Here is a 13,471-nt window from a genome sequence, read left to right on the forward strand (position 1 = left end):
TGAAGAAGCAGTGACAAAGTTTATTAAGGAGGGTTTACAAAGTCATTGATATTATAGAATAAATTCCAATATTATTACAAAATTACTAAAATATTTCGATAATATTTTTCTTTTTTATTAATGGGACGATTTATAGGTCCTAAACAGACATGAGTTTAATGACCTTGACATGCGATTTAAAGGCTGACCAGAAGGAATTATACTCGTTGTATTTTATTTCATAATCCTTGCAAGCCTGTCTAACGATCTTATTTAATGCCGGATAATGGATGTGGCTGATCTTTGGAAAAAGGTGATGCTCCACCTGAAAGTTCAGACCGCCCAAAAGCCAAGTTAACATTTTGTTTTTGGTGGAGAAGTTTGCTGTGGATTGGATTTGGTGGATCATCCATTCCTCTTCAATTTTAGGTTGGTCACCAGATTTAAATTCCGTTTCTGAAACCACATGAGCCAACTGAAATACTGTCGCTAAACAGATTCCGCATACTGCACCTGCAATCAAAATACCAAGTAGAGTTGGAATCCATCCTACATAAATAATCGGGATGACAATAAAGATCAAGGCGTGAATGAGTTTACTGATCCAGAAGATTACTTTTTCCTTCAATGGAAAGTGGAAAGTTCTTTCTAAGCTGCCCATTTTTTGCCTGAAGTATTTTTCATAATCCTGATAGAATATCCATGCTAAATATGAAATTCCATAAAGAAAAATAAAATAAATAGGCTGGAAGCGATGATGTTTCTTTAGTTTCTGATCTTGATGGATACGCATAAACTTCACTTCGATATCGGGATCTTCACCATCAATATTGGTGTAGGTATGATGGGCGATATTGTGTTTTTGCTTCCAAAAAAATATATTTCCTCCCAATAGATTTAAAGAATAGGAAAGGATATTATTGACTTGCTTATTTTCAGAAAACGAATTATGGCCTGCATCATGCATAATATTGAATCCAATTGCTGCAAGATTGACACCAAATATCATACATAACAGGACACTGATGGCCCAATGCGGTTGTACAAAAACTAATATACAGTATATTAAAACAAAGGAAGCCATCAAGATTATGGCTTTACTGTACAACTTACTGTTTCCAGTCTTTTTTTGTATGGTATTATTAAAATATTCGTTAATATTATTTTTTAATGATTTTGAGAATAAGCTGTTTAAGTTGTTGAACTTTATGGTTGATTTCATATAATTATTACCCACTTCCACTTTGTCGACCAGCCCGACAAGAATGTTGTATTTGTGCAAACTTACAATTTATATGGCAAATGATTGTTTAACTTAAGTTAAAAAACTCTAATTTTTATTGGACCTTAATTTAAACTTTGCTTTCTGATTTCTTCGATTTCCTCCACGGTTTTTACCAGGTCTGGACCTAATAATCGGTAGCCATTCTCTTCAATCAAGAAATTGTCTTCAATTCGGATCCCCGAAAAATTACGGTAATCTTCTAGGAGATCATAATTGATGAATTCATGGTTTCTCTTTTCAGCCTTCCACATATCGATCAAGTCAGGGATAATGTATATGCCCGGTTCTACAGTCAAGACAAAGCCTGCTTCCAGTTCTTTTCCTAGGCGCAAAGATTTGAGCCCAAACGTATTTTTGTCCTTAGGCTCTCTTTCGGTATATCCCACATACTGTTCACCCAAGTCTTCCATATCATGGACATCTAATCCCATCATATGGCCTAAGCCACATTGAAAGAACATGGTATGGGCGTGGTTCGCAACGGCGTCTTCAGCATTCCCCTTCATCAATCCAACTGCAGTCAAGCCTTCTACCAAAGTTTTGGCAGCTTTCAGGTGAATATCCTTGAATTTAACCCCAGGTTTCATCATGTCTCTAGCATCTGTAAAGGATCTTAAGACCACATTGTAAAGATCTTTTTGTCTTTCCGTGAAAGTGGCGGATACAGGGAAAGTCCTGGTTAAGTCACCTGCATAACCCATTGGAGTTTCAGCGCCCGAGTCGTTTAAGATCAAATCACCGTTTTTAAAGCTGTTCTCACGGTATTGGTTATGGAGAATTTCACCATGCACTGTCACGATCGGTGGATATGCAAATGTGAAATTTTGGTCTGCAGCATATTTTTGGATCGCATTCACCAATTCATATTCTTTCATTCCAGGTTTTGCAATCTTCATGGCGAGGAGATGCATTTCCGTAGAAACACGAAGAGCCTCTTCAATCTGCTGGATTTCCTGTGGTTCCTTGATCGATCTCTGCTTTACGACGGCCTTGATCAGTTTTTCAGATGGCAGTAGTTCATCTAAATGCCTATCCAAAAGTCTGCTCAATAGGATTTTGTTGTAAGATTGATATGGAGGTAAAAAATGGATTGGGCGATTGTTGAACTTAGCTTTCTGAAGGTGGTTCTCCAGTTCTTTGAAAGGCATGGTTTCAGAAACGCCCGCTTTTAGGCTTTTTTCCTTCAAGGTTTCTTGTCTGCCGGTCCAAACCAGTGCATCCATGTCCAATTCATCACCAAAGATTATTTCCCGGTTTTCATCAATGTCGATGATCCCAGCGATAAAGGGGGCTTGGATTCCGAAATAATATAAAAAGCTGCTGTCTTGGCGGAATGGGTAAGTGTTATGTTCGAAATTGATGGGATTTTCAATATTTCCCAATAAAACGATCACTCCATGGGAAACCTCATTTTTTAATTGGGTTCTTCTATTCTGATAGGTACTTGACGAAAACATTGCTCTAAAATTTTATAACGAAATTAAACAAAAACTGTGGAACCATCTTTAGGAACCACAGTATTTATAGGAATAAGTTGTTACCGGTTGATTAAGCATCTTAATCTTTGCTTAGTTGAATTTGTGTAACGCGATTTGGAATGACATATCTACCCAAAGCATCTTTTTCAAAGCCTTTTAATGTATAACCACTTTCGGAATTAAACCTGATGAGATTATTCTCCAGGATTTCTGAATTGGGGGTAAGGGTCAAAGTAACCGTTTTGTTTTTCTCATTATAGGAAAGTAGGTCCAGCTCTCCAGCATCGAGTTCAATCCAAAGTTTTTCTGGAGCTAGAAAGATTCGGTTTCTTGCTCCAGTTTTGATTTTAACATCGATATTTTCTTTATTCTTGACCAGGTTTCCTGAGAATGCCAACCAATCGAATTCGGGGTGTTTGATGATATATGTTCCTGAATTAACGGCATAGCCATAAAATCCTGATCCATAATCGCCAGTAATACCATCGATTTCTAGGGTTGATGGATAGGAGTGGAATGCTGCTGGTCCGAATCCTTCTTGGGTAACATTTGCCAAAGCACCCATCATGCCAGCATGACCTACGCGCAGTAGGTAGAAGTCATCGGGATGGTCTCTATATTCGGTGAGAACTGGTATGGAATTCAAGGCAGAGCCGTAGTGATGTAGCTGTCTTTCAATTCTGGATAGTTTTCCGCCGTATACAAAGTCCCAATAACGGCGAGCACTGCCATTGTAGCCCCAATGGGGAACTGTCGGCATATAGGCTAATATGGCGTTGAGCGTCACTTGTGCTTTTTCATCGAAACCAAAGTACTTGGACCAGAGGTAAACTTCTTCCTGACCGGTAGAGTCCCATGGCATTTCGCTGCCAAATGGGTAATTTAAGGTTTTCCAATGCTCGGCACGTTTTCTCATTTCAGATTCCAACTTATTTGCAGAATCCGTTAAGCCTTCCCTTCTTAAGTCATTTAGTATCAGTAGGAAAATACTGCCTTCCATCTGTCCGAATTGAGCATAATGTGGGGCCTTCTCAACCATGGCTATTGCCGTATGGAATGCCCGGTCGAGGTATACATCCCAAGGTTCTTCAGAAACTAGCTGGTTGTAATTCCTTGCGAGTCGGTACATGACCCAATGGGCAGCAGCAACATGGGGATAATTATAGGATCGGCCTATATTGTCGGCTTCTTTTTTAGGCCAAGCCGACCATGTTTTCCAGTTGATATCTTCACTATAGGTACCTTTTGGTAGGGAGTCTGGCTCATAATAGAAAAGACTTTTAACTACGCCATATTTATCTTTTCCCTCTTTGTGCTGGATTCGGCCATACATAGTTTCATTGACAAAACGCTTCAGTTTTTCAATTTCAACCTTGTTAGGTATCATAACCTGCTTCATCATTGCTGCGAGCCAGCTGGCAGCACCAGCTTCATCACTTAAGCCTGCATACCATGCTCTTTGCTCTTGGGTAACTGGTTTTCTTTCTTCAATATCGTATGTAATTACCGAAGGAGATCTTTTAAATGGATCATTTGAATCCTCAAACCATTGTTCATTGGTCAAGAAATTCCCTAAGTCCTTGACTACTTCCTGTTCAGGTTTGATGACCTTATACTGAATGGTTTGTTCGATTCCATCTTGATAGGTGATCTGCAGTCTTGCCCTTCCCCAGGTATTTCCTGATACTTCAAATTGATTCCAATTATTCTTGGTCTTTTTCAAGGTTTTTATGCTTAGGGCATCTTTTGGGAAAACCTCGATGTTCTTGATCTGCTTATTATGCTTGATGAATAATTTGCTTGGGTTGTCCATTGGAATGACATAACCTGGGGCTGCAATGGCTACAGGTCTATTATTGGCCAATAGGGTAGATTCAATTTCTTTGATGCTCGGTGCGAGAACAAATCTCAAGGAGAAGTTTTTGGTCTCACCAGGTTTCAAAATAGATGATGTAGGTTGATTCCAAGGGTTGACATTTTGCCATTCAGTTTCTGCATAAGTTTTGCTGTGTATCAACCATTCATGAAAGCCTTCAAAGGTGATGCTTCTAGGGGTTGGATCTGTATTTAATGGGTTGTAAGCTTCAAAACCTGCATTTTCACTGGGCAGGACCAATAGGCTAGGTCCATTTCCATGAAGTCGGTTTACCTGCATATATCCGGCATCCTTTCCGATGTAAGGGTCGAAGAAGACATTTTTAGCATGGGCTTCGTCTAAACTTTTCCAATCCATGTTGTTGTTGAACGGTAATGGAATCCCAAGGCCTCCAATCTCAATGGATTTGTTTGAATTATTGATGATCTGGAAGGTAAGTTGCAGATTTCCATTTATGTCTTCCCATTTTCGGATTACCTTCAAAGGTATGTTTTGAAGGGTTGAACTCAGATCAGCCATGGCCAATACATTGCCCTCAGGCTTTAATTCTAATACTTTTTGACGGTTATTTGCGGAGGAGAAGGCCTGCCATTCCTGGTTGCCGGCATTACGAATTTTGAGATTGATGTCCCCGATATGGAAGAAACCATTGCGATCTCTTTTGTTTAAGAGTTCGGTTGCTGTGTAGTCAAAGCTAGTATCTGCATGGATCAGCTTGATTGATGATGCGGTCTGAGAACTGTTTAAAAGCTGCAGGTTTAGTTCTTTCAAAGGAAAGGTTTTGTTGCCTTGGTCTATACCAAGGGTAGGAGGTTCAGCAGCTACTTTTTTCCAAACAGGGTGCTCATTCTGTTGAGCATGAGCAGGTTGGGACAAGCAAGGTGTCAAGGCCACTAAAAGGAGATAATAGAAATTTTTAATTTTCATCATTTCTGTTGAAGTCTTGAATTATTAATAGAAAGCCAATTAATCTAATTCTAAAAATGAATGGAAGGAAAAATTTAATTGTATTAAGTAAAATAATTAGATTAGTGGAAGCAAAATTACAGTTTGGAAGAAATTAAATGGGGTGTTTTCCATTTACTCTAAAAAAACTGGTTTTATTAGCATTGATCCAAAGTCACACTTAATACACACGATTAAGTTTTTCCTGTTTGTTTGTTACAAATATGGTTTTAATAATTGTTTTAAGATTGCCGGATTTTAGCTTTATATGGCCAATTCTTAGCCATTCCTGTTAAATATTTTGCTGAATGACCTCTTTATAATTATATTTAGTGTTAAATTGACATTTATAAACTTTTTAAATTATGAAACCAATACAATATAATGTACCAGTTCCTAAGGATAGGACGGTATTTGTGCAGGAAGACATATTAGATAAGTTTTATCCGTATATGCATCGTCATGTTGAGTATCAGATTATTATGATTGTAGCTGGTAGCGGTCAACTGTTGGTTGATGACAATCTTCATAATTTTCAACAGGGTGATATCTTTTTGGTTGGTTCCAATCAAGCTCATGTTTTCAAGAATGACCAAAGTTCAGAAGGGATAAGGTCTGTTTCCGTATTTTTCAATCTAGAGGGCGCCTTGCTTAATTTGTTAAATTTGCCTGAGTTGAGCGTATTAATGGAATTCATCAGCAATAACTGTAGAGGTTTTCAGGTTCCAAAACAGCATTTAGCTCCGATACGGAGAAGAATCGAGGTTTTGAAACGATCTGATAGGATGGACCAATTGGTGAACTTCTTTTATCTGTTAAAATCGTTAAATATGGTCTCTGCTGATTTGACGCCACTTTCAGGGGTTTCTCATTATGAAACAGATGCCTTTGGTGGTTTCAAGATCAATTCTTTATGTAGGTTTATTGAGGAAAATTTTAAAGAGAACATTTCCTTATGTGATGTGGCAGAAAAGGCAAACCTAACCCCACAGGCATTCTGTAGATATTTCAAGAAATGCACGGGAAAGACTTTTGTATCCTATTTAAATGAAATCCGGGTTCGTGAAGCCTGTCGTTTATTAGGTAATGATAAATATGATTGTGTTTCCATTATAGCTTACAGCAGTGGATTTAACAGCATCACCAATTTCAATCGAGTATTTCGGAGTGTTATCGGCACCTCACCCAAGGAATATGCATTAAACTACAAGAACTTTTTATATCAATAAATAGAAAAGGTTAAAATTCAGTAAACAAATATTAAAAGGCGGTTAGGCGAGGAGCTATTAAGTGGCTAGTTTTGGTTATACAATTATAATTTAAAACAAGAAAACTTACTATGGCTCAATTAAATTGGAAAGGAATTTATCCTGCTGTTTTGACTCCATTTAAGGAGAATGGAGAAATTGATTTTGAAATGTTTGCCAAAAACACGGAGGCGCAGATTTCTGCGGGTGTTCATGGGATCATTATTGCGGGAACTCTGGGAGATGCTGCTGTACTAGACAATGATGAAAAATTTGAATTGCTCTCTTATGCGAAAAAAGTTGTTGCTGGAAGAATTCCACTAATTCTGAATATTGCGGAAAATACGACCAAAAATGCGGTTGACTTTGCAAAAAAAGCAAAGGAACTTGGCGCGGATGGTTTGATGTTACTGCCTCCAATGCGTTATAAAGCAGATGACCGTGAAGTGGTAGAATACTTTAAGGCTGTTGCCAGCGCGACTGACCTACCTATCTTAATTTACAATAACCCTGTTGATTATGCGACCTACGTTTCATTGAGCATGTTTGAAGAATTGAAGGATTACCCAAGTATTCAAGCGGTGAAAGAATCAACCAGAGACTTGTCAAACATTACCAGAATGAAGAATAAGTTTGGCGATCGCTTTAAGGTTTTGGGTGGTGTAGATACTATTTCATTGGAAACAGTACTCCTTGGTGCCGATGGATTGGTCGCAGGATTGGTTGATGCTTTTCCAAGAGAAACCATGGCAATGTACAATTATGCCCTGGATGGTGAAATTGAAAAAGCCATTGAAATCTATAGATGGTTTATGCCATTGTTAGAGTTGGATATCCATCCAAAACTTATCCAGTACATCAAATTAGCTGCTACAGCTGAAGGAATCTGTACACCGCATGTTCGTGCGCCAAGGTTGCCTTTGGTAGGTGAAGAAGCGACAAGAATAAACAAGATAATTGCTGATGGCATTGCAAGTCGTCCGGTTTTGAATTAAATCGGAAGAAGTGCATTCTTTGGGACATAAAATTGGTCTTACAGCTTTATGTCCCTTTAATAGTAATCCCAATTGAATATGAACCAAAAAAAAGAATACTTAGATAAATGTGTAGAGCTGGCTGTTGAGGCGTATCAATTTTTAAAGTCCACTACGGTTAGAGATCGGGCCAAGTTTATGCATGCTGTAGCAGATCGAATTGAAAGTATAGGGACGGAATTGATCGAGACAGCAAATCAGGAGACTTCCTTACCTTTTCCTCGTTTGGAGGGCGAGAAGGCAAGGACCGTCTGGCAATGGCGCAGTTATGCAAATGCGATTTCCAATGGCCTGTACAGTGAGGCGAGGATTGACTTAGCAAATCCAGAAAAAGGAAAGAATGATATTCGCAAATACAATCTAGGCATTGGGCCAGTGGTTGTATTTGGGGCTAGCAACTTTCCTTTTGCTTTTTCAACCGCAGGTGGAGATACCGCAAGTGCCCTAGCTGCAGGATGCCCAGTCATTGTAAAAGGTCATTCGGGGCACGAGAAAACCTCTACGGTTATGGCCAAGGCAATCACGGAAGTCGTAAAGGAATTTGGATGGCCTGAGGGTGTCTTCAACCATATCCTTGGCAATGAAGTTGAAGGTGCCAAAGAGAAGATAGGCGCTTATTTGGTTGCTCAGCAAGGTATTAAAGCGGTGGGTTTTACCGGTTCCTATTGGGGAGGAAAAGCCCTGTTTGATATTGCGAACCAGAGGGAAGAACCCATTCCTGTCTTTGCGGAAATGGGAAGCATCAATCCAGTATTTGCCTTCGGGAATATATTGGAGGAGAAAGCAGAAGCTTTGGCAAAGGAATACGCATCATCCTTAACCTTGGGAGTAGGGCAGTTTTGTACCAATCCAGGATTGTTCATTGCGGTGAAAGGGGAAGCATTGGAGCGATTTAAATCGAGCCTGCATGATGCGATTGCCGCGATCAATTCAGCCCATATGCTGAATCAAGGGATCTATTCACATTTTGAGAAAAACAAGGATCTATTGAGCAGTCAAGCTGAGGTTGCTATACTTTCAGAGTCGAATTCTATTGCTGAATCTGGCCAGGGCCGACCAAGGGTAGCCTTGACCTCCGCAGCGAATTTCTTGACCAATGAAGTTTTGGCTGAGGAAGTTTTCGGTCCGTTTGGATTATTGATAGAAGCAGATTCCATTTCAGAAGTAGAGAAAATCGCAAGAAACCTAAAAGGACAATTGACGATAACTATTGCTGGAACGGAAAAAGATGCTGAAGAAAATAAGACGATATTAAACATCATAAAAGATAAGGCCGGAAGGCTATTGTTCAATGGAATGCCAACCGGGGTTGAGGTCGTGTATGCGATGCAGCATGGCGGGCCTTTCCCTTCGAGTACAGATCCAAGGTTTACCTCGGTAGGACCTGATTCCATTAAGCGGTTTTTACGTCCATTGGCATTTCAGAACTGGCCAGATCAGTTTCTTCCAGCTGAACTGAAAAATGGCAATCCCCTTGCGATCAATCGCCTTGTGGATGGTACGAGTACTAAGGATTCCATAAATGCAAACCAATAGATAGATGAAGAAAACATTTTTTTGTATTGATTCCCATACCTGCGGTTGCCCTGTGCGGTTAGTAGCTGGAGGTGGTCCATATTTGAACGGGAATTCCATGATGGAACGCAGGCTCCATTTTATGGAGGAGTATGATTGGATCAGAAAAGGGTTGATGTTTGAGCCTAGAGGCCATGATATGATGAGTGGTAGCATTCTTTATCCACCTATCGACCCTAATAATGATACGGGTGTACTCTATATAGAAACCAGTGGTTGCTTGCCGATGTGTGGCCATGGGACCATTGGAACTGTTACCATAGCCATAGAGGAAGGATTGGTGATTCCGAAAGTGCCGGGAAAGCTTAGATTGGAAACTCCTGCAGGATTGATCTTGATTGATTATGTGCAGGAAGGCCCAAAGGTCAAAACAGTAAAGTTGACCAATGTGAAATCCTTTTTATATAAATCAGAATTGACAGTGGACTGTCCGGATTTAGGGGAGATTGTTGCTGATGTTGCATACGGAGGTAATTTTTATGCGATTGTAGATCCTCAGAAGAACTTTAGGGATATCAGTGATTTCTCCGCTAGCCAATTGATCCATTATGGCAAGTTGATCCGTTCCCTGTTGAATGAGAAGTATGAATTTATCCATCCTGAGAATGAAAATATTTATGGTTTGAGCCATATTCAATGGACCGGGAAACCGACCAAGGAGAACTCTACAGGTAGAAATGCGGTATTGGTAGGTGAGAATGCTCTCGATCGCTCACCTTGTGGAACAGGGACTTCAGCTCGCATGGCGCAATGGTATGCAAAAGGGAAATTAAAGCCAGGAGATGAATTTGTCCATGAAAGTTATATAGGCTCGCAATTTATTGGGCGGATTGAGGAAGAGACCCAATTGGCGGGTCATGCTGCCATCGTTCCATCAGTAGAAGGGTGGGCAATCATTACGGGATATAGTCAGATCATCATAGATGATATGGACCCGTATAAAGAAGGATTTCAAGTTATGTAATTCACGATAACCATTAAATAAAGTGTCAAAAAACCATAAAGGAAATGTAGTTATTATCGGGGCTGGGATTGCAGGTCTATCAACAGCATATTATTTATTAAAAGATGGTTGGCAAGTCACTGTCTTGGAGAAGGACATTGGCAAGAACAATTGTTCCTATGGCAATGCGGGCATGATTGTTCCAAGTCATTTTACACCTTTGGCAGCACCTGGAATGGTAGCCCAAGGAGTAAAATGGATGCTGAACAGTAAGAGCCCGTTTTATGTTAGGCCATCATTGAACCTCGGGTTGATCGACTGGGGACTGAAATTTCTAAAATATGCCAATGAGAAGCATGTAGAAAGGAATGCTGAAGCAATCCGTGATTTGAATCTGGAAAGCAGTAAGTTATATGATCAGTTAGCTACAGAAGAAGGTCTTGACTTTGAGCTGAGGCAGAACGGCATTTTGATGATGTACAAATCAAAAGATGTCGAGCATGAGGAAATAGAATTGGCAGAAAAGGCGAACCGATTAGGATTAGATACTCAGGTTTTAGATCGGAATGGCGTGCAAGAATTAGAACCGAACCTAAAGGTCGATACATTGGGTGCTATTCTTTATAAGTGCGATGGAATTATGTATCCACCTAAATTAATGCAGGAATTGACAACCTATCTTGTCAATCATGGAGTGGAATTTCATTATGCAACTGAAGTTAATGGATTTGAGACCAGTGGAAATAAAATCAAATCCGCAGTGACCAACAAAGGAAACTTTCAAGCAGATGAGTTTGTGGTAACTGGAGGAGCAGCATTGGGCAAGATAGGTGCTAAATTACACTTGAAATTGCCACTGATGCCTGGTAAAGGCTATTCCTTTATGTTCAATCCAGAGGAAGGCACCTCGATGAATCATGCAGCACTTTTGCTCGAAGCAAGGGTTGCCGTTACACCAATGAACAATCAAATTCGATTTAGTGGTACCATGGAATTGGGCCCTGCGAATGATAAAATCTACCAGAACAGGGTTAAAGGAATCGTTGAATCTATCCCAAAATACTATCCTGATATTCAAATTGACTATCCAAACGATATATGGTTTGGATATAGACCATGTTCGCCAGATGGGCTTCCTTATTTAGGGAGGACCAAGAAATACAGCAATGTAAGCATTGCCGGGGGCGGAGGTATGATGGGCCTAAGTTTGGGGCCTGCCTTTGGTAAAAGCATAGCAAGGATCTTATCCAATGAAAAGATAGAATCGAATATTTCGGGCTTTAATCCGGACCGATTCCAGTAGCAATTTAACCTACCTAAATTATGATTATGAAAAACCGGAAAAACATAGACCTTAAATCATTTATTGGAATTGGAATTATCGCTATGACTAGTGCTACAACATTTGCTCAAGAAAGTGGCTTGTACGATCATACCACTCCCATTGAACCTTACATCATACAATACAGAAACGACCTGCAGGCCATCAATTATTTTTATGGACCGATGCCGAAAGGTTGGGGATTTCAGAGTGCGGCAGCTTCTCCTGAACAAATAGGCAGGTTACTTCTGCTAGATCAGGATTACGAAAAGAAACTGCAGCAGTTTGACTATAAAAAACTCAATACCAATGGTCAGGTCGATTATATTTTACTGAACAGAAAAATCAAAAGGAATATTGAGGACCTTAAATCCAATCAAACCGCATATAACCGTGTGAAGGGTTACCTGCCTTTTGCAGATAGCATCCTTGAATTTGAGAAGAAAAGAAGACGTGGTGGAGCAGTGGATGCAAAGGAGGTAGCAACCGCTTTTGAAAATGCATCATCTCAAGTTGATCAAGAACTTAAGAAATTGGAAGGGGTAAAGGCTATTCCTTCTGCAGATGTAGAATATTTAGAAAGCATCTTAGAATCTCTTAAATTAAGATTGGAAAGCTCATTCGACTTCTATAATGGCTATGAACCCCTGTTTTCTTGGTGGGTTCCAAAATCCCATGATCGATTACAGGAAAAATTAAAGGAGTATAAAGAACTTATAGCCTCGAAATCAGATTTGAAGGCTTTTGATGATGGCAGTAACATCGCTGGCAAACGCGTTGGCAAGGATGTGTTAAATAAAATGCTGAAGGATGAAATGATTTCCTATAATGCCGATGAGCTCCTGAAAATTGCTGATAAGGAATGGCAATGGTGTGTTGCAGAACTTTTGAAGGCTTCCAAGGAGATGGGCTTTGGCGAAGATTGGAAGAAAGCTCAGGAAAAAGTAAAGAACTCTTATGTCCCTGAAGGAAAGCAACCTGAATTGATCAATGAACTGTATGATAAAGCCATGAACTTTATCAATGAAAAGAAATTGATCGATATTCCACCCTTGGCGGATGAAACTTGGGGAATGATCATGATGACACCAGAACGTCAGTTGGTCAATCCGTTCTTCACGGGCGGTCGAGAGATCAGTATTTCCTATCCAACCAATACCATGACCTACGACCAGAAAATGATGAGCATGCGTGGAAATAATCCACATTTCTCCCTAGGAACCGTTCAACATGAATTGATCCCTGGGCATCATCTACAGTATTTTATGAACCGCCGGTATAAACCCTATAGAGAACAGAACTTCAATACCCCTTTTTGGACGGAAGGCTGGACCTTGTATTGGGAGCTGCTATTGTATAGAATGGGATTCCCGAAAACACCAGAAGAGCGGATAGGGATGCTGTTCTGGAGGATGCACCGTTGTGCAAGGATAACCTTCAGTATCAAATTCCATATCGGAGAATGGACTCCACAACAATGCATAGATTATTTGGTAAATCAAGTAGGACATGAGCCTGCAAATGCCCATGGCGAAGTAAAAAGATCCTTTGAAGGTTCTTACGATCCTTTATATCAATTGGCCTATATGATCGGCGGTTTGCAATTGTTGAGCATCAGCGATGAAATGGTAGGCTCAGGTAAGATGACCTATAAAGATTTTCATGACCGTGTGATCAAAGAAAACTATATGCCTATGGAGATGCTGCGGGCTATATTGACCAATCAAAACCTGAACCCTGACCATCAATCTTCTTGGAAATTCTATAAATTCTAAACCAGCGACCTAA

The 13,471-nt window shown here is 39.9% G+C and carries 9 protein-coding genes; 6 read left to right on the forward strand and 3 right to left on the reverse strand.

Features of this window, described 5'->3' with window-relative positions; all coding sequences use genetic code 11:
- Window positions 1-139: 139 nt before the first annotated feature.
- The 3 genes from NLF99_RS11970 to NLF99_RS11980 form a co-directional block, all read right to left on the reverse strand.
- Complete coding sequence (locus NLF99_RS11970; RefSeq protein WP_254528446.1) at window positions 140-1,201, reverse strand: acyl-CoA desaturase; 1,062 nt, start codon at window positions 1,199-1,201, stop codon at window positions 140-142.
- Between the two features lie 125 nt (window positions 1,202-1,326).
- The gene (locus NLF99_RS11975) at window positions 1,327-2,721 is read right to left on the reverse strand and encodes an aminopeptidase P family protein (protein ID WP_254528448.1); all 1,395 of its coding nucleotides are present in this window, start codon (window positions 2,719-2,721) and stop codon (window positions 1,327-1,329) included.
- A 100-nt stretch (window positions 2,722-2,821) separates the two neighbouring features.
- Window positions 2,822-5,548 carry a DUF5695 domain-containing protein gene (locus tag NLF99_RS11980; RefSeq protein WP_254528450.1) on the reverse strand — a complete coding sequence of 909 codons (2,727 nt, stop codon included), beginning with the start codon at window positions 5,546-5,548 and terminating at the stop codon, window positions 2,822-2,824.
- Between the two features lie 380 nt (window positions 5,549-5,928).
- Between NLF99_RS11980 and NLF99_RS11985 the strand changes: the two genes are divergently transcribed.
- The 6 genes from NLF99_RS11985 to NLF99_RS12010 all read left to right on the forward strand — a co-directional run bounded on the left by NLF99_RS11985 (window position 5,929) and on the right by NLF99_RS12010 (window position 13,458).
- Complete coding sequence (locus NLF99_RS11985) at window positions 5,929-6,792, forward strand: AraC family transcriptional regulator (RefSeq protein WP_185211540.1); 864 nt, start codon at window positions 5,929-5,931, stop codon at window positions 6,790-6,792.
- 110 nt (window positions 6,793-6,902) lie between these two features.
- Window positions 6,903-7,805 carry a dihydrodipicolinate synthase family protein gene (locus NLF99_RS11990; RefSeq protein ID WP_254528452.1) on the forward strand — a complete coding sequence of 301 codons (903 nt, stop codon included), beginning with the start codon at window positions 6,903-6,905 and terminating at the stop codon, window positions 7,803-7,805.
- 78 nt (window positions 7,806-7,883) lie between these two features.
- Window positions 7,884-9,380, forward strand: a complete 1,497-nt coding sequence (locus tag NLF99_RS11995) for an aldehyde dehydrogenase (NADP(+)) (RefSeq protein ID WP_254528454.1) — start codon at window positions 7,884-7,886, stop codon at window positions 9,378-9,380.
- A gap of 4 nt (window positions 9,381-9,384) precedes the next feature.
- Entirely contained in the window at window positions 9,385-10,383 is a 999-nt protein-coding gene (locus NLF99_RS12000; protein WP_254528456.1) for a 4-hydroxyproline epimerase, read from the forward strand.
- Between the two features lie 22 nt (window positions 10,384-10,405).
- Window positions 10,406-11,665 (forward strand): FAD-binding oxidoreductase, encoded by a 1,260-nt coding sequence (locus NLF99_RS12005; protein ID WP_254528458.1) that lies wholly within the window; start codon window positions 10,406-10,408, stop codon window positions 11,663-11,665.
- A 26-nt stretch (window positions 11,666-11,691) separates the two neighbouring features.
- Window positions 11,692-13,458 carry a DUF885 family protein gene (locus tag NLF99_RS12010; RefSeq protein WP_254528460.1) on the forward strand — a complete coding sequence of 589 codons (1,767 nt, stop codon included), beginning with the start codon at window positions 11,692-11,694 and terminating at the stop codon, window positions 13,456-13,458.
- Window positions 13,459-13,471 lie beyond the last annotated feature (13 nt).

The organism is Sphingobacterium sp. LZ11T8 (assembly GCF_024261425.1).
GTDB lineage: Bacteria > Bacteroidota > Bacteroidia > Sphingobacteriales > Sphingobacteriaceae > Sphingobacterium.

Coding starts and splice junctions, on each gene's coding strand:
- NLF99_RS11990 (WP_254528452.1), top strand. CDS start 6,903: ATGGCTCAATTAAATTGGAAAGGAATTTATCCTGCTGTTTTGACTCCA.
- NLF99_RS11970 (WP_254528446.1), bottom strand. CDS start 1,201: ATGAAATCAACCATAAAGTTCAACAACTTAAACAGCTTATTCTCAAAA.
- NLF99_RS11975 (WP_254528448.1), bottom strand. CDS start 2,721: ATGTTTTCGTCAAGTACCTATCAGAATAGAAGAACCCAATTAAAAAAT.
- NLF99_RS11995 (WP_254528454.1), top strand. CDS start 7,884: ATGAACCAAAAAAAAGAATACTTAGATAAATGTGTAGAGCTGGCTGTT.
- NLF99_RS11985 (WP_185211540.1), top strand. CDS start 5,929: ATGAAACCAATACAATATAATGTACCAGTTCCTAAGGATAGGACGGTA.
- NLF99_RS11980 (WP_254528450.1), bottom strand. CDS start 5,548: ATGATGAAAATTAAAAATTTCTATTATCTCCTTTTAGTGGCCTTGACA.
- NLF99_RS12010 (WP_254528460.1), top strand. CDS start 11,692: ATGAAAAACCGGAAAAACATAGACCTTAAATCATTTATTGGAATTGGA.
- NLF99_RS12000 (WP_254528456.1), top strand. CDS start 9,385: ATGAAGAAAACATTTTTTTGTATTGATTCCCATACCTGCGGTTGCCCT.